We start from the raw sequence: 26,486 nt of genomic DNA, 5'->3' as shown, positions 1-26,486 counted from the left end.
ATAAATATGTTAATTAAAATACTAGGAACGGGATGTGCAAAATGTAAAGCGATGACAAATGTGGTTCAAGCTGTGGTTATCAAAAACAACTTTGATGTAACCATTGAAAAAATTGAAGATATAGCAGAGATTCTGAAATTCGATATAATATCAACACCTGCTCTAATTATAAATGATGATATCGCTATAATAGGAAGAATACCTTCAAAAGAAGAAGTACTAAAACTTCTAAATAAACAAATATGATAAAGTATCACATCAAAGCTTCCTCCATTTCAAAACAAGAGGGTATTATTGAGGTAAAACAATCCACTATAAATTTTGGAACGACGAGTTTAACTTCTGAAAACTTGCCAAATCCTGCCGAGTTATTTTTGAGTTCTTTTGCTTCTTGCATATTAAAAAATGTTGAGCGTTTTTCAGTCATGTTAAAATTCAATTATTTAAAAGCTAATATTGAAGTTTATGCCATGCGTCTTGAAAACCCACCTCGATTAGATAATATCAGATATAATTTAATAGTTTACAGCAGCGATAAAAGACTGAATATTGACTTATTAAAAAAGAATATTGAGAAATTTGGTACTATCTACAATACAATAAAATTGTCTTGCACTATTTCTGGAACAATTCGTAATTTCCAAAATATTTAAGTTGGTACTAAAATATTCATGATAGCTTTGTTTGTATTCGCTGCGTTTTAAGAAAAGAATAATCTTTTATTGATTTTTGAACTTTTTTATTAGATCATAGTGCAAAGCTTCAAAAGTGTATTTTATTTAGTTTTCACTTTTAGAAACCATTGAAATCAAAAATATTTCTAATCTAACCTTCATTCAATAGATGTAACAAAAAAAATCTGTTAGAGTTTTACTTAGAGATATGTGATTCCAAAAAAAGCCAAATACTTTGGATATTATTACGAATACTCAAAAAAAATTGGCTTTTATGATTTAATAGAAAAATATCTTCATTTTAGTTTTTATATACTCTTACATAATCTATTTCCATGGCAGCCTCTTTAAAATCAGGGTCAATTGTAAACCAACTGCCTCCCATTGCTAAATTCAATATAATAAATTGATCAGCGCTATATGGCCAATTACGTGTGTCTTTTGGTGAAGGATCATACGTATATTTTAATTCATCATCAATTAAAAACTGAATTTCATTTTCATTCCATATCATGGAATATACATGAAATTCATCATTATAATCGGAAATAGCAGTTTTCCCTACGGTAACACCCGAACAATCACCAGAACAAGCGGTGTTGTGAGTAGCACTCGAAACAATTGTCGGTTCATGCCCCCAGTGCTCCATAATATCAATTTCACCGCATGCTGGCCAACCAACGCTATTTATATTCGAACCAATTGTCCATATTGCAGGCCATGTGCCGCCTCCTTTTGGTAGTTTAGCTTTAACATCAATACGTCCGTAGGTAAATGAAAATTTAGAATTTAAACGTGCTGAAGTATAATTTTTTGTCGAACCTTGAAAAGTATAAACTTCTTTTTTTGCTACAATTTTCATGGTACCGTTAGAAATATAAGTATTATCTCTTCTACCTGTGTAGTGTTGTTCTTCACCATTCCACCAACTTCCGTTGTTAGGTGGTATAATTTCAAATGTCCATTTACTAGTATCCAAAGCTCCATCAATATCAAATTCATCAAAAAAGATTAAATCACCGCTAGCTGGTGGCTCTTCAATTATTTCTGGAGGAATAATATTACCTTCATCTTTGCTGCATTCTATAAAAAAAACAGTTAATATTATTAAAAATATTATATGTACTACTCTCGTTTTCTTTCTCATTTTAGTATAATTTTTGATTAATTTAAAGCAATCGAAATTAGTAATAAATTATTTAAAATCTATTAAAAACACCAATACATAAACACATCAATTAGTTTTTTAACGATAAAAAAAAGAATCTAAAAATTAATAAATTTAAAATAAAATAGGTAAAAATATAAATGAATAAAAATTGTATTTAGGCCTTTACTCCGTTTACATTTTGTTACATCACCTAGAATACTAAGAAAAATTTTATCAGATTTAAATTCCGTTTATTTTCATAATCAGATAATTAAGTAACTCACTTAATTTTTTATTAAAAAATTATTAATTAACCAGAGTATTAAGATTCTTTAAAAATGAGGGATTCTATAAAATTTATTTTATGTTAATACTTGAAATTTTATTTAAACAAAAAAAACCGAGCAGTTAGCTCGGTTCATAAATATATATGTTTAAAAAACTATACTATAGAAGCTGCTATTTTTTTATAGGTTCCATTTTCTAGCAATTTTCGAATCGCAGAAAATGCTGTAATTGTTTCATCTATATCTTCTTTTGTATGAGTTGCTGTCGGTATCAAACGTAAAATAATTAATCCTTTTGGTATTACAGGATATACCACAATAGAACAAAAGATTCCGTGATTTTCACGCAAATCATTAACCATTGCCATTGCTTCCGGAATTTCTCCTTTTAAAAATACTGGGGTTATGCATGTTTGCGTAGTTCCTAAATCAAAACCAGCAGCACGCAATCCAGATTGTAGACCATTTGTGTTTGCCCATAATTTTTCTTTTAGCTCAGGCATGGTACGCAGCATGTCTAACCGCTTTAAAGCACCTTTAACCATTGCCATTGGTAAAGATTTTGCAAACGTTTGGGAACGCATATTATATTGTAAATATTGAATAACGTCTTTATTACCTGCCAAAAAAGCACCAATACCTGCCATAGATTTTGCAAAAGTTGCAAAATATACATCTATATCATCTTGCACTCCTTGTTCAAAACCAGTACCTCTACCGCCTTCTCCTAGGGTGCCAAATCCATGTGCATCGTCTACTAAAATTCTAAAGTTATACTCTTTTTTAAAAGCGATAATTTCTTTTAAACGGCCCTGTTCTCCTCGCATTCCAAAAACACCTTCAGAAATCACTAAAATTCCTCCACCCGTTTTATCTGCCATTTTTTTAGCACGCTTGATGTTTTTCTCAAAACTTTCCATATCGTTATGACGATATACAAAACGTTTACCAGCATGCAAACGAACACCATCTATTATACAAGCATGTGTGTCCATGTCATACACAATAATATCATTTTTGGTTACCAAAGCGTCTATTGCCGACATAATTCCTTGGTATCCAAAATTTAATAAATATGCTTTTTCTTTGTCTACAAAGGAAGCACATTCTCTTTCTAATTGTTCATGCTTAGGAGTATGACCAGACATCATTCTTGCTCCCATTGGGTAAGCCATTCCGTGCTCCGTTGCTGCTTCTCCATCTACTTTTAAAATCTCAGGATGGTTCGCAAGACCCAAGTAGTCATTGATGCTCCAAGTAATCACTTTCTTTCCATTAAAAGACATTCTATTAGATATTGGGCCTTCTAATTTAGGGAAAACGTAATAGCCTTCGGCTTGCTCAGCCCATTTACCTAAAGGTCCTTTATCTTCAATTATTCTTTCAAATAAATCTTTCATCGTGTACTCTATTTTTAATTTTTCTTCGAAATGCAAAGTAACCGTTTTTTTTGCAGTTTATCAAATAGTGAAGTATACAATTCTACTTATAGAAAATCATTTTGTTTCATCCAGTCATCACTATAAATTTTGTTCATATAACGAGATCCATGGTCTGGAAAAATTAAAACTACAAAACTATCTTCTGTAAACATATCTTTAGCCGCATATTGTTTTGTAGCTTTCATAACAGCACCACTTGTATACCCCGGAAACATTCCTTCTTTTTTCACAATATTTCTGGCTTCTAATGCAGCATCTTTGTCAGATACTTTTTCATAAATATCGATCACATCAAAATCTGTAGCTGTCGGAATTAAGTTTTTGCCTAAACCTTCAATTTTATAAGGCTTTATTTCATTTAAGTCGAGTTCTCTGGTTTCATGGTATTTTTTTAGTACCGAGCCAAAAGCATCTACTCCTAAAACTTTAATATTTGAGTTTTGTTCTTTTAAGTACTTTCCTGTCCCAGAAATAGTACCTCCTGTGCCACTTGCCACTACGACATGAGTAACTTCCCCTTGAGTTTGCTCCCAGATTTCTGGTCCGGTAGATCGGTAATGTGCTTCTATGTTAAGCTCGTTAAAATATTGATTAATATATACAGAATTCTTCGTTTTCTTGTGAATCGTTTTAGCTACTTCGTAGTATGACCTTGGATCATCTGGTGCAACGTTCGCTGGGCATACATGAACTTCTGCCCCCATAGATTTCAATAAATCTATTTTATCTACCGAAGATTTATCGCTCACCGCTAAAATACATTTATAACCTCTAACAATACTAATCATAGCCAAACTAAAACCTGTGTTACCTGAAGTAGTTTCTATAATCGTAGCTCCTTTTTTAAGAATCCCTTTTTTTTCTGCATCTTTTACAATATGCAAAGCAATTCTATCTTTTGCAGAATGTCCAGGATTAAAAGCTTCAAATTTTGCATAGTAAGAACCTGGCAGATTTTTAGTAATCTTATGCAGCTTAATTAGCGGGGTTTCGCCTACTAACTCTAAAATTGAATTGGTGATTCCTAGGTGTCTTGTCATGTTAATTTCTTTAAAAAAGGAAACGTCATTGCATTGAAAAAGTATAGAAGTAACCTAATTAATTTAAATAAAGATTGCTTCTTAACTTCTGCAAAGACGATTGCCTTCTTCTGAACACAAAAATACACTTCCTTGCGGAATTATAAAAGTCATTTTAAGGCTTAATTGGCTATACCTTTAATTTGTTTTCAAGCGCTAAAAAGAAAGTGTAATCTTTTGCTGTTTCTTTTAATGCTTCAAAACGTCCAGATGCTCCTCCATGACCGGCATCCATATTGGTATCTAACATTAATAAATTGGTGTCTGTTTTTAGCGCTCGCAGTTTCGCGACCCATTTTGCAGGTTCCCAATACTGTACCTGAGAATCATGATACCCCGTGGTCACTAACATATTTGGATATGCTTTTTCAGTTACCTGATCATAGGGTGAATACGATTTTATATAGTCGTAACTATCTTTGTTATTAGGGTTACCCCATTCATCATATTCTCCTGTGGTTAATGGAATACTATCATCTAACATAGTCGATATGACATCCACAAATGGTACGGCGGCAATAACACCATTGTATAATTCTGGATTCAGGTTAACAACAACACCAATTAATAATCCTCCGGCGGAACCTCCCATGGCGTATAAATGTTTGGCAGAGGTGTACTTATTATCAATTAAATATTTAGAACAAGCTATAAAATCAGTAAACGTATTTTTTTTGTGAAACATTTTACCATCTTCATACCAATCTCTTCCTAAATATTGACTTCCTCTAATATGCGCGATTGCAAAAACAAAACCTCTATCTAATAAACTTAAACGTGTGGTTGAAAAACTATCTGGAATTGTAGCTCCATAAGAACCGTATGCATATTGTAATAATGGTGTATTTTCATTTAACTTAGTATTTTTATGATATACTATAGAAATAGCCACTTTTTTACCGTCTATTGCAGTTGCCCAAATTCGTTTACTGTTGTAGTTTTCTTTTTTGAATTTTCCGCCTAACACCTCTTGTTCTTTTTTAACCTCTTGCGATTTATCTCTGATGTTGAAGTCAATAACAGAACTTGGCGTTGTAAACGAATTATAGGAATACCTAATAACGTTTGTATCAAATTCTGGATTAGGAAATACACCAGCAGCATATGTTTCTTCATCAAAAGGCAAATAAAAATCTTCCTTTTGATCCCAACGTTTTATGCGTATTTTATTCAATCCATTGGTGCGTTCTTCAATTACTATAAAGTCTTTAAATATGGAAAAATCTTCTAATAAGGTATCTTCTCTATGTGCAATAACATCTACCCAATTTTCTTTACCTGTAGCTAAAACAGGTGTTTTCATCATCTTGAAATTGGTAGCACCATCTTTATTGGTTAATAGATAAAAATGATCTTTATAATGCGCAACATTGTATTCTAACTCTTTTTCTCTTGCTTGTAAAATGGTGAATTTTCCGTTTGGATTGTTGGCGTCTAAGAACTGTGCTTCTGTAGATAATGTACTATAAGAACCGACGATTATAAAGTCATTAGATTTCGATTTAGTTACATACGTACCAAAAGTATCATCTTTTTCATGAAAAACTTCTACATCTTCTGAAGTTGGTGTACCTAATACATGTCTAAAAACCTTTTCGCTTCTCAAGGTTTCTGGATTTTTCTTTGTGTAAAAAATGGTTTTGTTATCATTTGCCCAAACAGAACCACCTGTGGTATTTTTAATTATATCTTTATAAATTTCTCCTGTTTCTAGATTTTTAATGCGTAAAAAATATTGTCTTCTACTCACCGTATCGGTTGCAAAAACCATGAGTTTATTATCTTCAGAAATATTTAAACCACCTAATTGAAAATAATCATACCCTTCGGCGGCATCATTTACATTAAAAAGGATTTCTTCCGCTGCATCTAAAGTTTCCTTTTTTCGGCTATAAATTGGATATTGCTTTCCTATTTCATAACGTGTTATATAAAAATAACCATTTTCTTTATAAGGTACGGAAGTATCATCTTCTTTAATTCTACCTTTCATTTCTTCAAATAAATCTTTCTGAAAGTCTTTAGTATGGTCCGTTACTTTATTGTAATAGGTATTCTCTGCTTCTAAATAATCAACTACTTTTCGAGTTTGCTGATCTTTCTCTGTAGCATTTTTTTGAGCATCCGTTAAACGCATCCAAAAATAATTATCCATTCTAACATCTCCGTGTTTTTCTAATTTTTCAGGCTGCCTATCAGCAACAGGGTACTTTGCATCTGTACTCTTCATATCTTTAATTTCATTTATACAAGCACTTGCAAAAATAAGACTTAAAAGGATTGAGATAAGCAATAATTTTCTCATTTTTTTGTAGTTAGCATTCTAACGCAATTCACTAATTTTGATTTAAATTTAATTGTAAATAAAACAGCTATGTTTGGAGACCTTTCTGGAATGATGAATAAACTAAAAGAAGCACAACAAAAAGTGGAAGAAACCAAACATAGATTGGATACTGTTATGTTAGATGAAGTGAGTGCAGACGGTAAAATAAAAGTAACCTTAACAGCCAATAGAGAAATAAAAGCTATTGATATTGATAAAAGTTTATTCACAGATGCTGAAGAATTGGAAGATTATTTAATTTTAACCTTAAATAAAGCACTTCAAAAAGCTTCAAAAATTAACGAAAATGAAATGGCAGTAGCTGCTAAAAGCGGGATGCCAAATATTCCAGGAATGGATATGTTTAAATAATTTTATCACATATTGTCAATTAAAAAATATTGTCTTTTAGAATTGAATAAAATATACATCAATCATAAGACTTTTAGTGCTTAAGCAAGCTATCAAAAAAAAACATTAAAAATTATTTCAACTTACATTTTAGAAAATACTTTCAAATAAAATTTAACAATTTGTTTACATAATTTAAAAATACTTTTGAAGATAGAAGACTACATGCTACCCTGCTTAAACAAACAATTTTTTGGAATTGATTGTTTAGGCTGTGGCCTACAAAGAGGATTTATTCATTTGGTAAAAGGGGAGTTTATTGCTGCTTTTAAGAGCTATCCTGCAATTTACACACTCGTACTTTTTGCATTTTTTTTATTACTGGATTTTGCATTCAAGTTTAAAAAAAGTCGAAAAATTATTATTATTTTTACTGCCATAAATGTCTTGGTCATCGTAATTAGTTACTTTATCAAAATGAAATATCTATTTATACGCTAAAAAAACATAAAAAATGGAAAGACAAAGTTTACCAAATGCAACCACATCGCTCATTTTAGGAATCTTATCAGTAGTAACTTGTATTTGTTATGGAGTAATCGGTTTGCCTTTAGGTATTATCGCTTTTGTTTTAGGAAACAAAGCTTTAAAAGTGTACCATGAAAATCCTAAAGACTATAAAGGTTCAGGGAATGCAAATGCGGGTAAAGCATTAGGTATTGTGGGCATCATTTTAAATCTACTTTTTATAGTCTTCGTTATTTTGGCATTTTACAAAATTGGATTGGAAAACATACAAAATCCAGAATTAATGCAACAAAGAATGAATGAGATTTTGGGTGAATAAAGAGTATTAATCAACATTATCTATTAATGCAACTCCATATGGAGTTGCATTTTTTTTTACTAATAGTTTTATAATTAATGTTACAAAAACAATATCAGAATTCATAGTTTTCATAAATATAAAAGAAGCTAATGCTAATTTAGCAAAGCTTTTAATTGAAAAATAAAATTAATTAATAAGAGTAATAATAAACTTAAAGGCATCATCAATATTGGCTCCAAAAAGATTGAGACAAAAGAACAAGGAATTCTCGAAAATAAAATTAAATCGTTTTTAGGAGGTATATTTGCAAAGAAAAAGGATACTACTAATCAAAAAACAATAGAATTTTATATTTATAGTAGCCTATAATGCTCCCATCATTGCAACAATAGCTAATAGCACATATAAAGAAATAGTAATAATTGTAAACACTCCTATAAACTTGTAATGCGATTTTAACATTTCAAAAGCTTTTGCTAAAATCTCATCATTTTTTGTAGACAATGCTTTTTTTAGTTGGTTAGAAAACTTTAATAAATAATATACTGGAAAAAAGTAAATAAAAGCTAATAGCAAATAGGTAATCATCATTACTAATCCTAAACCTCTTGGTAAATCTGGTTTTATTATCACGGCATATTCATAAATAGTAGTTGTAAATATTGCTAACACGAGCATAAAACAAATGAACACAAAACCAAGTATTGCTAAAAACTTAGTCCATTTAGCCGTTTCTTTTAAAAAAGTTTTTGAGGCACCAGTTAAGGTTAATTGCTCTAATTCTGTTATTGGATTATGTATCATTTTATAAGCACTATAATTTTATTACTTCAAAAATAAACAAAAAAAAGAAGCCCTATAATCACAAATTTAATTTTATGATTATAGGGCTCACATTTTATTGGTAGTAACTGATTATTTAAACTCAGTAATTGTTTTCTTAATAATGGAAATACAATCCATTAATTGTTCTTTGTTCATTACTAAAGGTGGTGCAAAACGAATAATATTTCCGTGCGTTGGTTTTGCTAATAAGCCATTGTCTCTTAATTTCATACAAATATCCCAAGCAGTAGAGCTTTCTTCTGTATCATTAATTAAAACAGCATTTAACAAACCTTTACCTCTTACAGATTTTACCAGATCATTTTCATTAGCAAAAGCGGCTAATTCTTCTCTAAAAATAATTCCTAATGCATCAGCATTAATAGCCAATTTCTCATCAGCAACTACTTCTAACGCAGCCATTGCAACTGCTGCGGCAATAGGATTTCCACCAAATGTAGAACCATGATTTCCCGGCTGAATTACATCCATAATATGATTGTTTGCTAAAACAGCAGAAACTGGATATGCTCCTCCGCTTAAAGCCTTTCCAAGAATTAAAATATCTGCTTTGACTTCTGGAGTTCCAGAACAGTTTTTTTCTTCACAAGAACAATTACCACAAGTTGCTAAAAGTCTGCCCGTTCTTGCTATTCCCGTCTGCACTTCATCGGCAATAAACAATACATTATGAGCTGCACACATTTTTTTTGCAGCTGCTAAATATCCTTCAGAAGGCACATATACTCCAGCTTCACCTTGAATAGGTTCTACTAGAAATGCGGCAATATTTTGATTACTTTCCAAAGCTTCTTGCAATGATTGTAAGTTATCATATTCAATTTTTATAAATCCTTTTGTATACGGTCCAAAATTCTTTCTTGCTACAGGATCATTAGAAAAAGAAATTATGGTCGTTGTTCTTCCATGAAAGTTGTTTTCACAAACGATAATTTCAGCTTTGTTTTCGTCGATTCCTTTTACTTCATAGGCCCATTTTCTTGCTAACTTTAAAGCAGTCTCTACAGCTTCTGCTCCTGTATTCATGGGTAATAGTTTGTCGAAACCAAAAAGTTCCGTTGCAAATTTTTCGTATTTTCCCAACATGTCATTATAAAAAGCACGTGATGTTAGGGTTAAGGTTTTTGCTTGCTGTACCATGGCATCTATAATTTTAGGATGGCAATGTCCTTGATTTACAGCAGAGTATGCTGATAAAAAATCATAATACTTTTTACCTTCTGCATCCCAAACATATACACCTTCACCCCTACTTAACACCACTGGTAATGGGTGATAGTTGTGTGCGCCATAGTTGTTTTCTAATGCAATTGCTTCTTCCGAAGTTAACTTGTCTAAAACAGTCATTTTTTTCGTTTTAAATGTTTATAATTAAATAACCATTCCTGTTCTACCTTTATCCTTTCAGTAAAAACTGAAAATTCAGCGTGGGAAAGAAATCATCCCCGAAGTTTTACAAAAGTAGTGAAATATCTGGAAATGAAATAAATTCTTATCTGATAGACTATGCATTAAATTTTCTTAATTTTGCGATTCATTAAATTTGAAAGAATGCCACGCAGAGAACGAAATAAATTTGTAAAAAAAAATCAAATTTTAGAATTAAAAATTGAAGATTATGCTTTTGGAGGAAAAGGAATTGCAAGAATTAAATCCGAGGAAGGTAGTTTCGTTGTCTTTGTTCCTAACACTTTACCTGGCCAATTGGTGAAAGCGCAAATAAGCAAGTCTAGTAAAAATTATGCAGAAGCTAAATTGATTGATGTTTTAGAATCCTCTGAAAATGAGGTAGAGGTACCGTTTCAAGACATTCCAGGTGCACCCTATATTCAATTACCAATAGAATTTCAGCATCAATATAAAAAAGAAAGTACGTTATCTCTTTTTGAAAGAATTGGTAAAGTAGAAAATATAAAAAATCTATTTGACGAATTTATTACATCTCCAAATGTATTTCATTATCGTAATAAAATGGAATATGGTTTCTCTGCTATTGGGTACGATAGAGTTTCAAAAAGAGATAAAGATGAATTTACATTAGGTTTTAAAAGACGTGGTGTTTGGTGGATGGGCGATAATTTGGAAAAAGATTCTGGTCTGTTTGATAAGCAAATGGAAGACAATTTAAAGAACATAAGATCGTATTGTATAAAAACAGGTTTAGAACCTTGGCATGGACCAAAAAAAGAAGGATTTTTTCGATATTTTGTTGTTCGTAAATCTTTTAAAACAGATGAGTTATTATGTAATTTAGTTACTACATCTCCCGATTTAGAAAAATTTAATCTACAAAAATTTGCGTCCTTTTTAAAAGGCATTTTTGGAGAACGTTTAGCAGGTTTGTTACATACCATAAACGATGAAACTGGAGATAGAACAATTGCGACTTCTGGAAGTATCAATTTGGTGTATGGAAAAGACAAAATTGTTGAAGAACTATTAGGTTTAAATTTTGAAATTAGTATGAAAAGCTTTTTTCAAACAAACCCAAAATGTGCAGAAAAATTATATAACAAAGTAGTAGAATACGTTTTAGAAGATAAGTCTAAAGTAGATAATACAGTGGTTATGGATTTGTTTTGTGGAACAGGAACTATCGGACAAATTGTTGCTTCTAGAAGCGATAATGCTAAGATTGTAGGCGTAGATATTGTTGCTTCTGCCATAGAGGATGCACAAAAAAATGCCAAAAGAAATAAGATAGAAGGATTACAGTTTTATGCGGCAGATGTTGGTAAATTCCTAACGAATCACCCTGAATATGAAAGTAAAATAAAGACGATAATTTTAGATCCTGCAAGAGCAGGTATTGCACCAAAAACTTTACAAAAAATAATCAATTTAAATGCAGACAGAATGGTGTATGTTTCTTGTAATCCTGCAACACAAGCAAGAGATACAGAGTTATTAAGAGAAGCTGGTTATCAACTAAAAAAGATAAGTTTGGTAGATCAATTTCCTCATACTGCCCATATAGAGACTGTCGTTTTATTTGAAAAATGTTAAATGAATTTATAATTTATAAAGAATTTGGTTTTATTTATGAAAATGCGACTATTTTAGCAAGACAAAAAAAACAGATAAGTTTAAGAATACATTAAATTCATATACGAACCTGTAATTAAAATCATAAGTGATTGCAAATTTTTAGTTAAACGAATCTAGAAATAAACTTTTTTAAGCGTATAAAAATCAAAAAGATGAAAAAATTAACAGACTTTGAAATTAGTAAAAGATTAAAATCTCTGCAAGATTGGGATTTTTATGATGATGCATTACACACAGATTTTGAGTTCGATAATTTTAAAGATTGTATGTCTGCCATGAATAGAATTGCTTTTGAATGTGAAGCCTTAAATCATCATCCAGAATGGACAAATATCTATAACACTTTGGATATAACTTTAAAAACACATGATGCACAGGGTGTTACAGCATTAGATTTTGAATTAGCAGAAGCGATTAATAAAATTGTAGAAGTTGAAGATTAGTTTTATGAGGAAAATAATTATATTTATTTTTTTATCAATCATTATTATTTCTGCTTGTGAGAAAGATGATTTTTGTGTTCAAAATCCGATTACTCCAAATTTAGTGCTACGTTTTTATGATGCAAACAATAGAGAAGCCTTAAAAAGTGTGAGTTCTTTTTATATTTGGGCGGAAGGAAAAGATACTATTTTCGAAAACATTAGTGCAGATTCTATATACATACCATTAAATAGTTTAGCTACAGAAACAGTGTATAATTTTTCAAAAGGAAATACGATTAATCAATTTACCATAAAATATACCCCGGAAGATGAGTATATTTCACGCTCTTGTGGTTTCAGAACTATTTTTAATGAGGTGACTTTTATATCAGATAATACCTGGATTTCAGATTTTACGCCAGAAGCAGTTACCACTATCGATCATCAAAATGAAGCGCATGTGCAAATATTTCATTAGTTTTTATTTTCTTTTTGTTTTTGTGAATGGGTTTTCTCAAGAACAAAAGACAACCGTTAAGGAAACTGGTAAAGACACAATAATCTATAAATCACCTTACGGAATTCGTATTGGAATTGATATTAGTAAACCCATATTGTCGAGTATTAATGGTCTATACAGTGGTTTTGAAATTGTTGGAGATTATAGAATTTCTAAACGTTTTTTTATAGCCACAGAAATGGGTTATGAAGAAAAGACATCAGAAGAAGATTATACAAATTCCACTTCAAAAGGAAGTTATTTACGTCTGGGTTTTAACTACAATGTTTATGAAAATTGGTTAGATATGAATAATGAAATTTTATTGGGATATAGGTATGGATTTAGTCTTTTTGATCAAACTTTAAATAGTTACACTCCCAATGTAAATAGCACTTATTTTCCTTCAAATAGCATAAATACGTCAATAACGGCATCTAGTTTGAATGCACATTGGTCTGAATTTGTATTTGGAATTAAAGTAGAAACTTTTAAAAACCTTTTTTTAAGTGCCAGTGTTTCCTATAAAGTCTTAATGAATGCGAAAGAACCAGAGAATTTTAAAACTTTATTCTCGCCAGGATTTAATAGAATCTTCGAAAGTAGCACTGGTTTTGGTTTTAATTATACCATAAGTTACTTAATTCCTTTTAAGAGGAAATAAAACCTACTATTTGTTATTAATTTTTAGTAGATTTATATGACATTTTTAAAATTATAAATAATGGACAAAATACCTAGCGTTAATTTAACCGACTTTTTATCTAATGATGAAAGTACAAAGCAAAAATTTATTAATGAAATTGGACATGCTTATGAAAATATTGGTTTTGTTGCTTTAAAAGGTCATTTTTTAGATGAAAAATTAGTTGATAACCTCTATTCTGAAATTAAAAACTTCTTTGATTTACCAACAGAAATAAAAGAAAAATATGAGATTCCAGGAATTGGAGGTCAAAGAGGCTATGTTTCTTTTGGAAAAGAATCTGCTAAAGGAAAAAAAGAAGGAGACTTAAAAGAGTTTTGGCATTTTGGACAATATGTTAATGAAGATTCTAAATATGCAAAAGAATATCCCAAAAACATAGATGTAGAAGAGTTGCCTAAATTTAATGAAGTAGGAAAACAAACCTATAAAATGTTAGAAAAAACAGCAAAATATGTGCTGCGCTCTTTGGCTTTATATTTGGATTTAGAAGAAACCTATTTTGATAATTATATAAAAAACGGAAATAGTATTTTACGTCCAATTCATTATCCGCCAATCAAAAATGAACCAAAAGGTGCAGAAAGAGCAGCAGCGCATGGAGATATAAATTTAATTACTTTATTAATGGGCGCTCAAGGAAAAGGTTTACAAGTTCAAAATCATAAAGGAGATTGGATTGATGCCATGGCAGCATCAGATGAAATTATGATTAATGTGGGAGATATGCTTTCTAGGCATAGCAACAATAAATTAAAGTCCACAATTCACCGAGTTACAAACCCACCAAAAGAAATGTGGGGTACTTCACGCTATTCGATACCATTTTTTATGCATCCTGTATCCGATATGAAACTTGATGTGTTAGAAAATTGTATTGATGAAAACAATCCTAAACAATTTGAAGATATTACTGCTGGTGTATTTTTGGAGGAACGTTTAAAAGAATTAGGCTTAAAGAAGTAAAAGTGTTTATGCACATCTGTAAGCAAGGAATGAATAAATAAATAAGAAATAATTACTTAAAATATAAATCAAAACATTCAATTTTAATTGCTTCCTTTTTGGGAGCTGAAGAAGGGCTAATATGGATTTTAAAGATCAATTAAAAAATTTGTTTCCTGAGCATCAAGAAACTGCTGAACCAGCAGTAGAAAAACCAAGTATTTGGTTGCAAGATGCTCCTATACTTTGTAAGTATGAAAAACGAAAAGGAAAACCAATAACAATATTAGAAGGCTATACTGGAGCTACTTCAGATTTTAAGATGCTCGCTAAAGAAATTAAAACAAAATTAAGTGTTGGTGGTAGTTTTAAAGATGATAAAATTATTATTCAAGGAGATTATAGAGATAAGATTATGGCTATGTTGAAAGGGAAGGGATTTCAAGTAAAAAGAGTTGGAGGTTAATTATTTATCATTCAAAAACATATTACCAACTTATTTACAGTATTACACATTAGTTTAATCTAAATTAATTAAAGTAAAAAGATAGTTTTAAAAATTACTGCAGAAAAAAACTTAGGATAATAAATAATTTCTAAACTTATATAACATCATTAGGAAACCTATAATTTTATAGATTTCCAAAGGGGCATTATATGGAAACTTTAAAGAATTTATCTACTACTTTTAGCCCCATAAGATTATCGAGAAAAATAAAGTATTTATTCGAAATCTAATCAATTTTATAGGAACAGAAGAAATCTTATTTCTTATCTTAGAGGTTCTAATATATGCAGTTTTTTATCTTACAATGAGAAATAAAAATGTTACAAATTACAGCTTAAATGAGTATTCAACAATCTGAATTAATCTTAAACCCTGATGGTAGTATTTATCATCTAAATTTAAGACCAGAAAATATTGCCGACAATATTATTTTCGTTGGCGATCAAGATAGAGTAGATAAAATATCTAAACACTTTGATTCCATAGAATTCACTACTCAAAAACGTGAATTTAAAACCACAACAGGAACTTATAAAAATAAACGATTTTCAGTTATTTCTACCGGAATTGGTCCCGATAATATTGATATTGTTGTAAACGAATTAGATGCTCTTGTAAATATTGACTTAGAAACAAGGCAACCAAAAGAAAAAGTAACTTCTCTAAATATTGTTAGAATTGGTACTTCTGGATCTCTACAAGCAGATATTCCTGTAGATTCTTTTGTGGTAAGTTCTCATGGATTAGATTTAAACGGTTTGCTTCACTCCTATCAAATTGATGAAATTTCAAATTTAGAAATAGAAAATGCTTTTGTAGCGCATACAAATTGGAGTTCTAAAAAAGCACATCCTTTAGTCATTAAAAATTCTAGTGAGTTAGAAAATAAAATTACTTCAGAAAAAACATATAAAGGAATTACAGCGACTGCTGGTGGATTTTATGGACCTCAGGGGAGAGTTTTAAGGCTGGCGTTGCAAGATCCTGATCTAAACCATAAAATAGATAGCTTTCATTTTAAAGAAGATAGAATTACCAATTTGGAAATGGAAACTTCTGCTATTTATGGTTTGTCGAAATTGTTAGGTCATAAGGCTTGTTCTATCAATGCAATTATTGCGAATAGAGCGAACGGAACTTTTAGTGAAAATCCAGGGAAAGTCGTAGCCGATTTAATAGAATATACACTTGAGAAATTAGTTGAGTAAATGACAAACCTAAAAGTTGGTGGTGTTCCAGAGCATTTTAACTATCCATGGTATGTCACCTTAAAAAATAAAGAATATAGTAATCATAATATAAACTTACGTTGGCAAGATTTTCCAGGAGGAACAGGACAAATGTGTGCAGCATTGCGTTCTGGGGAAGTAGATATAGCTATTGTATTAACAGAAGGAATTATTAAAGATATTGCTGAAGGAAATCCATCTAAAATTGTACAGACTTTTGTAAAAACACCTTTAATTTGGGGGATTCATGTGGGTGCAAAATCGTCATTCAAAAAAATTAATGACTTAGAACATGCTGTAATTGCTATTAGTCGGTTTGGTTCTGGATCGCATTTAATGGCTATTGTAAATGCATACAACCAAGGTTGGGATGTTACTAGATTAAATTTTAAAGTAGTTAGCAATTTACAAGGCGGAATTAATGCGCTTACCAATGGTGAAGCAGATTATTTTATGTGGGAACATTTTACCACAAAACCTTTGGTAGATCAAGGCGTTTTTAGAAGAATTGACGACTGCCCAACTCCTTGGCCCTGTTTTGTTGTCGCAGTTAGAAATGAAGTTTTAGAAAATAATTTTGAGGAAGTAAAAAAGGTTTTAGATATTATAAATTTTGAAACAAAATACTTTAAAAATAGGGATGCTATTGATCAAACTTTGGCAAAAAGGTATGAGCAACAATTAGAAGACATTCAGAAATGGTTAAAAATTACAGAATGGAATGACGGTAAGCCTATTACCAAAAATTTAATAACACGAATACAAAATAAAATGGTTCAATTTAACGTTATTAAAGAGAAGCAAATCTCGGGCAATTTCATAAAAAATATGTATATTTAACTTGTAAAAAAATTACCATGAAAAAAGCAGTATTTATTGCAGTTTGTATTATCGGAATCATTTGTTTTTCATCTTGTAGAAGCACATCACAATCTTGTGGTTTAGCAGATAGTATAACTATTCAAACAACATTACAACAAGTTGATCTATTATAAAATTTACTTGTTTCTTAATTTTAAATTCAATTAATCCGCTTTTTAAGCGGATTTTTTTTTACCAGTCAATTTCCTTTTTTCCATTAAATTTCAAATATTCATTGGTTTTAGAGAAATGTTGACTCCCAAACCAACCTCTCCAAGCACCTAAAGGTGAAGGATGCGGAGCAATATACACTTTATGTTTGTCCATGTTTATTAATTTTATTTTACTTTCTGCAAATTTGCCCCAAAGTAAAAAAACTACATTTTCTTTTTCATCAGAAACTTTCGAAATTACTTGATCCGTAAAAGTTTCCCAATCATGATTTTGATGACTTCCAGCTTCATGAGCTCTTACGGTTAAAGTGGCATTCAAAAGTAAAACTCCTTGTTTTGCCCATTTTTCTAAATTTCCACTTTGTGGATATTTTTTACCTACATCTGTAGCAATCTCTTTTAAAATATTTACTAAAGAGGGTGGATGCTTAATTCCGTCTTTTACAGAAAAACACAAACCATTTGCTTGGTTTTCTCCATGATAAGGATCTTGACCAATAATAACTACTTTCAGGTCGTTCAAAGAACAAAATTTAAATGCAGCAAAAATGTCTTCTTTTTTTGGAAAACATTGATGATGATTATATTCTTTTTCTACAAAATTGATTAAATTTTTGTAATATGGTTTTTCACATTCGTTTTGTAAAATATTTTTCCAGCTAACAGCCATTTTTAGCGTCATTGTTTCTTATTTTTGTTACAAAGATTAATAATTATATACAATTTCTTTTAGAGTGACGTGGAAAGTTGTTTTTTATTTATTTTAACGATACTCGAACTTACAATCTTTAATATATCAAAATTACGAATTTGAGCACTAATATTTCAGAAAAAACATTACAGGATTTAGAATTTTTGACTGTTTTACAGCATGTATCGGAACATTGTATTTCTGGTTTAGGAAAAGAAAGTGTGCGTGAAATTCATCCCATAAGTAGCAGAAAACAGCTATTTATAGAGTTGCATTTGGTAAATGAATACCTATCTTCTTTTCAAAGTGAAAATAGAGTGCCAAATCATGGTTTTGATAATATTACAGAAAGTGTAAAACGTTTGGCAATAGAAAATAGTTTTTTAGATACAGAAGCCTTTTTAAAAATTGCAACTACTTCTTTAACCGTAAATGAATTAATAAAATTTTTCAAGAAATTTAAAATTCAGTTTCCTGCTTTTTATGAGCTTTCTCAAAAAATAGAATTTACGTCTTATATAGATGACGAAATTAAAAAGATCATTGATATTTCTGGTGAAGTAAAAAACAATGCTTCTTCTGTTCTAAAACAAATTAGAAGAGACATTAATAATATTCGTGGTAAAATTGGTGCTAGTTTTTCAAGTGCTTTGTCAAAAGCTATTGCAGCAGGGTATTTAGATGATATTAAAGAAACCATTGTAGATAATCAACGTGTTTTAGCAGTTTCTGCAATGCATAGACGTAAAATTGCGGGAAGCTTGTTAGGATCTTCAAAGTCTGGTAATATTGTATATATAGCGCCACAAGCAACACTTGCCTATAGCAGAGAATTTCAAAATTTAGTGTATGAAGAAAAGCAGGAAGTTGTTAAAATATTACGAACACTAGCCGAAACTATTCGTCCTTTTACACCTCTTTTAGAAGAATATTTGGGTTTTTTAGTGCATACAGATTTAGTAGGTGCGAAAGCAAAATATGCACGAGAAATAAATGCTATTTTACCTTTAATTACGAAAGAAAAAAGAGTTTTTTTTAAAAATGCATTGCATCCAATTTTATGGAGAAAAAATAAAGAACAAAATTTAGAAACTATTTCCCAGTCTATAGAGTTGAATGAAAAACAACAAATTATTGTTATTTCTGGTCCAAATGCTGGGGGAAAAAGTATCACTTTAAAGACGATTGGTTTATTACAATTAATGCTGCAAAGTGGTATTTTAATTCCCGTGGACGAACGCAGTCAAACCTATATTTTTGATACTATTTTAACAGATATAGGAGATAATCAATCTATTGAAAACCAATTAAGTACCTATAGTTATCGTTTAAAAAATATGCGTTATTTTTTACGCAGATGTAATGAAAAAACACTTTTTTTAATTGATGAATTTGGTACAGGTTCAGATCCTGAATTGGGTGGTGCATTGGCAGAAATTTTCTTAGAAGAGTTTTATGAGAAAAAAGCTTTCGGAATTATAACAACCCACTACTCCAATTTAAAAGTATTAGCAAACGAACTAGAGAATGTTACCAATGCAAACATGCAGTTTGATGAGCACAGTTTGGAACCTTTGTATAAATTATTTATAGGACAAGCTGGAAGTTCTTTTACGTTTGAAGTGGCGCAAAAAAACGGAATTCCTTTTAGCATTATCAATAAAGCAAAAAAACGTGTAGATACTGAAAAAGTCCGTTTAGATAAAACCATTTCTAAATTGCAAAAAGAAAGAACCAAATTACAGAGAAATTCTGATAATTTAGAAAAGCAGAAATCGAAGGGACAAGAGCATTTAGAAAGTTTACAAGAAAAGGAAGATAAAATTCAGTTGAAATTAGCGGGATTTCAAGAATTATATGACAATAACCAAAGAATGCTTTCTTTAGGAAGAAAAATTAACGAATTTTTAAACAAATACTTTCAGAATAACAATAAGAAAGAATTGAATACCAATTTTAATAAATGGGTTGTTGATGAAAAGGTTAAATATGCGAAAAAAAATCCTTTAAATCCGAAAACAAAATCACAGAAACAAAAAGCTAAGGTTGTTGAAAAACAACTTCAAGATGTGATTAAAAAAGTAGAAAAAGAGGTTTTAGAAAAAGTGGTTGAAGTGCGCAAGGAAAAGAAACAAGAAGAAGTAAAAATCGCCAAAGAAAAAGCAACCTATATTTATAAAATAAATGACAAAGTAAGAATTATAGATTCAAATTCTGTTGGTACCATTGATAAAATTGATAAAAAAAGTATCACCATTAATTACGGTATTTTTACAACCAAAACTTCTTTAGAAAAAATAGAGCTCGTTCAGAAAGCAAAATAGTATTATGGCTTTTTATTAATATATGACTTATTAAAATATTTTTTTATATTAGCAAAACAAAGATTGTTTTCTTAACAAAGTGCATTAATTTATCATAATTTATTTCATCTGGTAAATTTAGTCAACAATATAAAATTCACATAATAAGTAACAATTACTAATCTCTTAATTTAAAAAAATGACTAAAAGTAAATTATTTCTCTGTTCAATAATATCAGTATTCTTATTTTCTTTTTCAATTAAAAACAATAGTAAAATTTTTGAAAAAAAAGGGTTCATTTATAAAGTTCAATTAAATGTCGATGAAGATTTGATGGAGCGTGCTTTGGTTAAAAATGCTGATAACTCAATTTTTATACATAAAATGGGGTATGCTATGTATAGGGATAAAGTTGATGAAAGATTTCTAGAGAGAAATCGACTTGATAACCCTAATAATGTAAATACTTATGAAATGTTTAATTCCAAAGAGACCGATAAATTATTATCAGGCTTATCTGCAATCATAGCAACCAATACAGATGCAGAAACTGTGAATTATTTTAAAAAGAAATCAAAGGCAGGTAAAATGTTCGGTAAAGCTTTGGGTATGATGGGTAATGTAGTCACAAATGCTACTGGAAAAAATAAACTATCCTTTTCTTTGCCAAATAAAAAACTAAAAAGGGTCAAATTTAAAGCTGATGAGTATTATGAAATAAAAATACATTTCGAGAACTTAGGAATCTCAAAATTTACAGCAAAAGTCCATAAAAATAATAAGATAAAATCTATACAATTCAAAGTTAAAATAATGATTATAGCCTCTAATAAAAAAGGAAATGTACTTTGGACTAAAGAAAAAGAGATAAAAGATTTTTCACCTGTATTTAATGCCTCTGACATAATCGAAGATACAAAAGGAACATTCTTTAATTTAAAAAGATCTACTAGACACTATAACCCAAATATGCACAAAGGAATTGGAGATTTTCTTTCTTTATCTAAGGAAGAATTCGAAAAGTGTATTAATTTTTCACTACAACAAGTCTTAACTAAATAACAAGACTACTTTTTCACTTCTTTTTTTGACTTGTAATATGTTAATGAAAAAAGTTAAATATCTGTTTTTTACTATCGATTTTATTTTTGATAAATTAAAGGTTAATAAAATATAAACTAGTTGCATTAAGAGGAATGAAAAATGAGAAATCTATAAAATACCTTTGAAAATTAATGCTAATTAAATTTAATAATTGGTTTTTTAGTTGTTGCGAAATTTTAGTTAGAACTATATTGGCATTTTTTATTTGCATAAAAAAACTCCTGAATTTCTTCAGGAGTTTCTATATCAAAATATTTTATTTTAAGCGTTTTGCTTTTTAATTAGATTTAACGCGGACCCTTCATTATACCATTCTATTTGTCCTTTATTATAAGTGTGATTTGCTATTATCATGTCTTTACTTCCATCAGCATGGACAACTTCTAAGTTTAATGGTTTCCCTGGAGTAAATTCATTTAAATCTATAAAATTAAAAGTATCGTCTTCTTGAATTAAATCATAATCAGCTTCATTAGCAAAAGTTAACCCTAACATACCTTGTTTTTTAAGGTTTGTTTCGTGTATTCTAGCAAAAGATTTTACCAATACTGCGGCAACACCTAAATGACGTGGTTCCATAGCTGCATGTTCCCTAGAAGAACCTTCACCATAATTATGATCTCCAACTACAATTGTATTAATTCCGGCAGCTTTATAGGCTCTAGCTGTTTTTGGGACAGCATCATATTCTCCATTTAACTGACTTTTTACAAAGTTGGTATTCATGTTATAGGCATTTACTGCACCAATTAAGCAATTGTTAGAAATATTATCTAAATGACCTCTGTAACGCAACCAAGGTCCAGCCATAGAAATATGATCTGTTGTACATTTTCCATGCGCTTTTATTAATAATTTCACTCCAGATAAATCATTTCCTAAAGGAGTAAAAGCTGTTAATAATTCTAACCTTTCAGAATCTGGATTTACATTAATATCAACTCCACTTCCATCTTCTTCTGGCGCTAAATAACCATCATCTTTTACTTCAAAACCTTTTGGAGGTAATTCCCATCCAGTTGGTTCATCTAACATTACTTCTTCCCCATTTCTGTTTATTAGTTTATCCGTCATCGGATTAAAATCTAATCTTCCAGCAATAGTAATGGCTGCAACCATTTCTGGTGATGCAACAAAAGCATGTGTATTAGGATTACCATCTGCACGTTTTGCAAAATTTCTATTAAAAGAATGAATTATTGAATTCTTAGGTGCATTTTTAGGATCCTCATAACGAGCCCATTGACCTATACATGGCCCACAAGCATTTGTGAAAATTTTAGCATTTAAATTTTCAAAAACTTCTAAAATGCCATCTCTAGAGGCTGTATAACGCACTTTTTCAGAACCCGGATTAATTCCAAATTCAGCCTTTGTACCTAAACCTTTATCAATTGCTTGTTGGGCTATTGAAGCAGCTCTAGATAAATCTTCATAAGAAGAGTTTGTACAAGAACCTATTAAACCCCATTCTACTTTTAATGGCCAATCATTTTTATTCGCAATAGTAGTCATTTCTGAACCTACTTTTGTAGATAAATCTGGTGTAAATGGTCCATTTAATAACGGACTTAATTCTGATAGATTAATTTCGATAACTTGATCAAAATATTGTTCTGGATTTGCATATACTTCAGCATCACCAGTTAAATATTCTTTAACTTTATTAGCCGCATCAGCCACATCATCTCTGTCTGTAGCGCGCAAATAACGTTCCATAGACTCATCATACCCAAAAGTAGAAGTTGTTGCTCCTATTTCTGCGCCCATATTACAAATGGTACCTTTTCCGGTACACGACATTCCTTTTGCGCCTTCACCAAAATATTCTACAATAGCTCCAGTTCCTCCTTTCGCTGAAACAATACCAGCTACTTTTAAAATAACATCTTTTGGTGCAGTCCAACCGGAAAGTTTCCCAGTTAACTTTACTCCAATTAGTTTTGGAAACTTTAATTCCCAAGCCATACCTGCCATAACATCCACAGCATCTGCTCCACCAACTCCAATTGCAATCATACCTAATCCTCCAGCGTTCACTGTATGTGAATCTGTACCGATCATCATTCCTCCTGGAAATGCATAATTTTCTAAAACTACTTGATGTATAATTCCAGCTCCTGGCTTCCAAAAACCTAAACCATATTTATTAGAAACAGACTCTAAAAAATTAAATACTTCATTACTGGTATTTAAAGCTGATTGTAAATCTGTACTTGCTCCGTTTTTAGCTTGTATTAAATGATCACAGTGTGTCGTTGTAGGGACTGCTACTTTGCTTTTACCTGCTTGCATGAATTGCAATAATGCCATTTGGGCAGTAGCATCTTGTAAAGCAATTCTGTCTGGAGCAAAATCCACATAATCTTTTCCTCTTACAAATGCTTTTTCAGGATTACCATCCCATAAATGAGTGTATAAAATTTTCTCAGAAAGCGTTAAAGGTCTTCCTGTAATTTCGCGAGCAGCGTCAACACGTTCTGACATAGAAGCGTACACTTGCTTAATCATATCAATATCAAAAGCCATATTATATATAAGTTTTTAAGAGGTTTGAAAAACAAATTTACAGTAATAAAATCAATTTTAAACTATAAATAATAGATTGCAGTAATTTATCAATAAATAAAACTTATTTTAAATAAAACTGCATTTAATTTAATGAAAACCCATATTTTGAGGTTTTTTATGCGAATTTCATAAAATAAAAGTAAAAAGCAGACTTGTAAGCCGAATTCTGTACCCTAAAATAAGGTTCTTATCATTTATCTAGTTCTAAAATTACTTTCAGAATCTATCTGCCTACCCTTTAGAATCGAGCGAGTAGCTCTCAAGCTCTAATTTACATGGCATTGCACCTCATAGAGTTTACCTGGTTTCACTACAGCCGAACTGTACTTGCTTTCTGTTGCACTTGTCCTCAACTTACGTTGGACGGATGTTATCCGCTATGATTACTCCATGGTGTCCGGACTTTCCTCCCTGAATCAAGTTCAGGGCGATAAGATAAGTCTGCTAATATTATTTTAACTTTAAAAAACCCACTCAAAATAAAATTTTGAGTGGGAAAAATTGCTATGAAAAAGAAAAAGTGTTATCGATTTCTCAATAACAAAACAAATATATATTAAAATGAGTTACCAGAAATATTTTAATAGAATAAATGTACTTTTTTTAAGAAAACATATCGTTTACTTTTTCAAAAAATGATTTATCTGATGTATTTGGATTTGGTGTAAAATTTTCATCATCCGACATTTTTTCAAAAAACTGCTTTTGTTCTTTGTTTAATACTTGAGGCGTCCAAACATTTATGTGAATTAAGAAATCTCCTGTCCCATAACGCTCTATACTAGGTAAACCTTTTCCTTTAAGTCTTAAAATTTTCCCAGATTGAGTTCCTGCTTCGATTTTAATTTTCACTTTACCAGAAACTGTCTCAACTTCTTTATTCGTTCCTAAGACTGCATCAGAATAATTAATATATAAATCGTAATGAATATTGGTTCCTTCTCTTTTTAAAGTTTCGTGCTGAACTTCTTCAATTAAAACTAATAAATCTCCTGAGATAGCGTTTTTTCCAGGTGCGTCATTTCCTTTTCCGCCAACTTTTAATTGTACACCTTCAGTTACACCTGCAGGAATATTAATTGAGACTGTTTCTTCTTTTACTATTAAACCCTGTGAATCTGCTCCACTAGGCTTACTACTTAGAATCTCTCCTGCTCCAGAACAAGTACCACAAGTAGTGGCAGTTTGCATTCTACCTAGAATGGTATTTGTAATCCGCATTTGCTGACCAGAACCGTTACATGTAGTACAGGTTTTATAAGTAACCCCATCTGCTTGTACTTTTCTGCGAACTTTTACTTTCTTTTCTACACCTTTTGCGATTTCTTCTAATGTTAGTTTTACACGAATACGCATATTACTTCCTTTTACTCTTGCTTGACGCTGTCCGCCGCCACCAAAGCCGCCGAAACCGCCTCCGCCGCCGCCAAATATATCTCCAAATTGACTGAATATGTCATCCATATTCATTCCACCACCACCAAAGCCTCCTCCTCCTTGAGGGCCATCAAAAGCAGCATGACCATATTGATCATAACGTGCTTTTTTATTTTCGTCACTTAAAACTTCATAAGCTTCAGCAGCTTTTTTGAAATTTTCTTCAGCATTTTTATCATCCGGGTTCTTATCTGGATGATATTTGATTGCCATTTTTCTGTATCCCTTTTTAATTTCTGCTTGAGAAGCAGATTTTGAAATGTTTAATATTTCGTAAAAGTCTTGTTTTGCCATATTGTTTAATTTGGTTCTTTAATATTTAATCTTCAGTCAACGGCTGTAAACTAAGTACTAAAAAACTTAGTAACGAATTACTGTCCTATTACTACTTTTGGATATCGAATAATTTTATCTCCCAATTTATATCCTTTTTCAACACAATCAATTATTTTTCCTTTTAAATCTTCTGATGGAGCAGGAATTTGTGTAATTGCTTCGTGAATTTCAGCATCAAACATATCTCCTTGTACAGTTTCTATTTTTGATAAGCCTTTCTGCTCTAAAGTATTGTAGAATTTTTGATAAATTAATACGACACCTTTTCTTAACTCTTCTAATTCTTGACCTTCTTCAATATGTGGCAGCGCACGCTCAAAATCATCAACAATTGGCAGTAAAGATGTCATTAATTCTTGTCCGGCAGTTTTAAATAATTCTATTCTTTCTCTAGATGTTCTTTTTTTATAATTTTCAAACTCAGCAAACAAACGTAAAAATTTATCTTTTTCAGCTTGAATTAATTCTTCTGCTGTAGGCTCTTCTTTTACATTTTCTACTTCAACTTCCTGATTTTCCTCAATTTGAACAGTTTTTTGTTCGTTATCTATTTCTTCTTCTTGGATATTTTCTTTTTTACTCATTTCTTTGTAATCGTTAAATTATATAGCATCAATAGGCAAAAATGTTGCCAACAAAAAAATAGTGTCAATCTGACACTATTT

26 protein-coding genes and 1 other RNA gene are annotated in these 26,486 nt (G+C 30.7%); 16 read left to right on the top strand and 11 right to left on the bottom strand.

Going from position 1 to position 26,486, the window contains the following annotated elements:
- The first annotated feature begins 6 nt into the window (after positions 1 to 6).
- Together BLT88_RS07480 and BLT88_RS07475 are read left to right on the top strand one after the other, a co-directional pair.
- Positions 7 to 246: a thioredoxin family protein gene (locus BLT88_RS07480; RefSeq protein ID WP_091953989.1), complete on the top strand. Its 240-nt coding sequence runs from the start codon at positions 7 to 9 to the stop codon at positions 244 to 246.
- Entirely contained in the window at positions 243 to 653 is a 411-nt protein-coding gene (locus BLT88_RS07475; RefSeq protein WP_231959937.1) for an OsmC family protein, read from the top strand. Before BLT88_RS07480 ends, BLT88_RS07475 begins: the two co-directional genes overlap by 4 nt.
- A 322-nt stretch (positions 654 to 975) precedes the next feature.
- Here the strand turns inward: BLT88_RS07475 and BLT88_RS07470 are convergent, their stop codons facing one another.
- From BLT88_RS07470 to BLT88_RS07455, 4 genes are all read right to left on the bottom strand, one after another.
- Positions 976 to 1,821 (bottom strand): glycoside hydrolase family 16 protein, encoded by an 846-nt coding sequence (locus tag BLT88_RS07470; RefSeq protein ID WP_081958165.1) that lies wholly within the window; start codon positions 1,819 to 1,821, stop codon positions 976 to 978.
- Between the two features lie 445 nt (positions 1,822 to 2,266).
- Positions 2,267 to 3,511 carry an aminotransferase class I/II-fold pyridoxal phosphate-dependent enzyme gene (locus BLT88_RS07465; protein WP_036786294.1) on the bottom strand — a complete coding sequence of 415 codons (1,245 nt, stop codon included), beginning with the start codon at positions 3,509 to 3,511 and terminating at the stop codon, positions 2,267 to 2,269.
- An 86-nt stretch (positions 3,512 to 3,597) separates the two neighbouring features.
- Complete coding sequence (locus BLT88_RS07460) at positions 3,598 to 4,593, bottom strand: PLP-dependent cysteine synthase family protein (RefSeq protein ID WP_036786292.1); 996 nt, start codon at positions 4,591 to 4,593, stop codon at positions 3,598 to 3,600.
- Between the two features lie 169 nt (positions 4,594 to 4,762).
- Positions 4,763 to 6,862, bottom strand: a complete 2,100-nt coding sequence (locus BLT88_RS07455) for a S9 family peptidase (RefSeq protein ID WP_091955709.1) — start codon at positions 6,860 to 6,862, stop codon at positions 4,763 to 4,765.
- A 144-nt stretch (positions 6,863 to 7,006) separates the two neighbouring features.
- Here BLT88_RS07455 and BLT88_RS07450 point away from each other — a divergent pair, with 144 nt between their 5' ends.
- The 3 genes from BLT88_RS07450 to BLT88_RS07440 all read left to right on the top strand — a co-directional run bounded on the left by BLT88_RS07450 (position 7,007) and on the right by BLT88_RS07440 (position 8,156).
- A complete protein-coding gene (locus tag BLT88_RS07450) occupies positions 7,007 to 7,330 on the top strand; it encodes a YbaB/EbfC family nucleoid-associated protein (RefSeq protein ID WP_036786289.1) in 324 nt (107 codons plus the stop codon).
- Positions 7,331 to 7,534: 204 nt separating this feature from the next.
- Entirely contained in the window at positions 7,535 to 7,810 is a 276-nt protein-coding gene (locus BLT88_RS07445) for a DUF2752 domain-containing protein (protein ID WP_091955706.1), read from the top strand.
- A gap of 13 nt (positions 7,811 to 7,823) precedes the next feature.
- Entirely contained in the window at positions 7,824 to 8,156 is a 333-nt protein-coding gene (locus BLT88_RS07440; RefSeq protein ID WP_091953988.1) for a CCC motif membrane protein, read from the top strand.
- Between the two features lie 345 nt (positions 8,157 to 8,501).
- Here the strand turns inward: BLT88_RS07440 and BLT88_RS07435 are convergent, their stop codons facing one another.
- Both BLT88_RS07435 and rocD read right to left on the bottom strand, forming a co-directional pair.
- Complete coding sequence (locus BLT88_RS07435) at positions 8,502 to 8,942, bottom strand: DUF5362 family protein (protein WP_231959936.1); 441 nt, start codon at positions 8,940 to 8,942, stop codon at positions 8,502 to 8,504.
- Positions 8,943 to 9,053: 111 nt separating this feature from the next.
- Positions 9,054 to 10,331 carry an ornithine--oxo-acid transaminase gene (gene rocD, locus BLT88_RS07430; protein WP_091953986.1) on the bottom strand — a complete coding sequence of 426 codons (1,278 nt, stop codon included), beginning with the start codon at positions 10,329 to 10,331 and terminating at the stop codon, positions 9,054 to 9,056.
- A gap of 204 nt (positions 10,332 to 10,535) precedes the next feature.
- On the opposite strand from rocD, the gene rlmD reads away from it, so the two are divergent.
- The 9 genes from rlmD to BLT88_RS14140 all read left to right on the top strand — a co-directional run bounded on the left by rlmD (position 10,536) and on the right by BLT88_RS14140 (position 17,339).
- Entirely contained in the window at positions 10,536 to 11,990 is a 1,455-nt protein-coding gene (rlmD, locus tag BLT88_RS07425; RefSeq protein ID WP_091953985.1) for a 23S rRNA (uracil(1939)-C(5))-methyltransferase RlmD, read from the top strand.
- A gap of 194 nt (positions 11,991 to 12,184) precedes the next feature.
- Complete coding sequence (locus tag BLT88_RS07420) at positions 12,185 to 12,475, top strand: 4a-hydroxytetrahydrobiopterin dehydratase (RefSeq protein WP_036786280.1); 291 nt, start codon at positions 12,185 to 12,187, stop codon at positions 12,473 to 12,475.
- A 4-nt stretch (positions 12,476 to 12,479) separates the two neighbouring features.
- Positions 12,480 to 12,935, top strand: a complete 456-nt coding sequence (locus BLT88_RS07415) for a DUF6452 family protein (protein ID WP_091953983.1) — start codon at positions 12,480 to 12,482, stop codon at positions 12,933 to 12,935.
- On the top strand, positions 12,916 to 13,620 hold the full coding sequence (locus BLT88_RS07410) for a DUF6048 family protein (RefSeq protein WP_172824276.1): 705 nt from the start codon (positions 12,916 to 12,918) through the stop codon (positions 13,618 to 13,620). Before BLT88_RS07415 ends, BLT88_RS07410 begins: the two co-directional genes overlap by 20 nt.
- Before the next feature lie 60 nt (positions 13,621 to 13,680).
- Positions 13,681 to 14,628, top strand: a complete 948-nt coding sequence (locus BLT88_RS07405) for an isopenicillin N synthase family oxygenase (protein WP_091953980.1) — start codon at positions 13,681 to 13,683, stop codon at positions 14,626 to 14,628.
- Positions 14,629 to 14,749: 121 nt separating this feature from the next.
- Positions 14,750 to 15,073, top strand: coding sequence for a translation initiation factor (locus BLT88_RS07400; RefSeq protein WP_091953979.1), 324 nt, complete (start codon positions 14,750 to 14,752; stop codon positions 15,071 to 15,073).
- A gap of 380 nt (positions 15,074 to 15,453) precedes the next feature.
- Complete coding sequence (locus BLT88_RS07395) at positions 15,454 to 16,323, top strand: nucleoside phosphorylase (protein WP_091953977.1); 870 nt, start codon at positions 15,454 to 15,456, stop codon at positions 16,321 to 16,323.
- Entirely contained in the window at positions 16,324 to 17,184 is an 861-nt protein-coding gene (locus BLT88_RS07390) for a substrate-binding domain-containing protein (protein WP_091953976.1), read from the top strand.
- Positions 17,185 to 17,201: 17 nt separating this feature from the next.
- The gene (locus tag BLT88_RS14140) at positions 17,202 to 17,339 is read left to right on the top strand and encodes a hypothetical protein (protein ID WP_156105381.1); all 138 of its coding nucleotides are present in this window, start codon (positions 17,202 to 17,204) and stop codon (positions 17,337 to 17,339) included.
- A 58-nt stretch (positions 17,340 to 17,397) separates the two neighbouring features.
- Here the strand turns inward: BLT88_RS14140 and BLT88_RS07385 are convergent, their stop codons facing one another.
- Positions 17,398 to 18,060 (bottom strand): uracil-DNA glycosylase, encoded by a 663-nt coding sequence (locus BLT88_RS07385; protein ID WP_091953974.1) that lies wholly within the window; start codon positions 18,058 to 18,060, stop codon positions 17,398 to 17,400.
- Positions 18,061 to 18,188: 128 nt separating this feature from the next.
- Here BLT88_RS07385 and BLT88_RS07380 point away from each other — a divergent pair, with 128 nt between their 5' ends.
- Together BLT88_RS07380 and BLT88_RS07375 are read left to right on the top strand one after the other, a co-directional pair.
- Positions 18,189 to 20,393 (top strand): DNA mismatch repair protein MutS, encoded by a 2,205-nt coding sequence (locus tag BLT88_RS07380; protein WP_091953973.1) that lies wholly within the window; start codon positions 18,189 to 18,191, stop codon positions 20,391 to 20,393.
- Between the two features lie 178 nt (positions 20,394 to 20,571).
- Entirely contained in the window at positions 20,572 to 21,435 is an 864-nt protein-coding gene (locus BLT88_RS07375) for a hypothetical protein (protein WP_036786265.1), read from the top strand.
- A 303-nt stretch (positions 21,436 to 21,738) separates the two neighbouring features.
- Here the strand turns inward: BLT88_RS07375 and BLT88_RS07370 are convergent, their stop codons facing one another.
- The 4 genes from BLT88_RS07370 to BLT88_RS07355 form a co-directional block, all read right to left on the bottom strand.
- Entirely contained in the window at positions 21,739 to 24,006 is a 2,268-nt protein-coding gene (locus tag BLT88_RS07370) for an aconitate hydratase (protein ID WP_036786264.1), read from the bottom strand.
- A gap of 181 nt (positions 24,007 to 24,187) precedes the next feature.
- Positions 24,188 to 24,496, bottom strand: an RNA gene (gene rnpB, locus BLT88_RS07365) — RNase P RNA component class A.
- Between the two features lie 155 nt (positions 24,497 to 24,651).
- Entirely contained in the window at positions 24,652 to 25,779 is a 1,128-nt protein-coding gene (dnaJ, locus tag BLT88_RS07360; RefSeq protein WP_036786263.1) for a molecular chaperone DnaJ, read from the bottom strand.
- Positions 25,780 to 25,856: 77 nt separating this feature from the next.
- Positions 25,857 to 26,405, bottom strand: coding sequence for a nucleotide exchange factor GrpE (locus BLT88_RS07355; protein ID WP_036786262.1), 549 nt, complete (start codon positions 26,403 to 26,405; stop codon positions 25,857 to 25,859).
- Positions 26,406 to 26,486: the final 81 nt, after the last annotated feature.

The sequence above is a fragment of the Polaribacter sp. Hel1_33_78 genome, assembly GCF_900106075.1.
Taxonomy (GTDB): Bacteria; Bacteroidota; Bacteroidia; order Flavobacteriales; family Flavobacteriaceae; genus Polaribacter.
The sequence above is the reverse complement of the archived record's forward strand: the minus strand, read 5'-3'. Positions and strand labels throughout refer to the sequence as shown.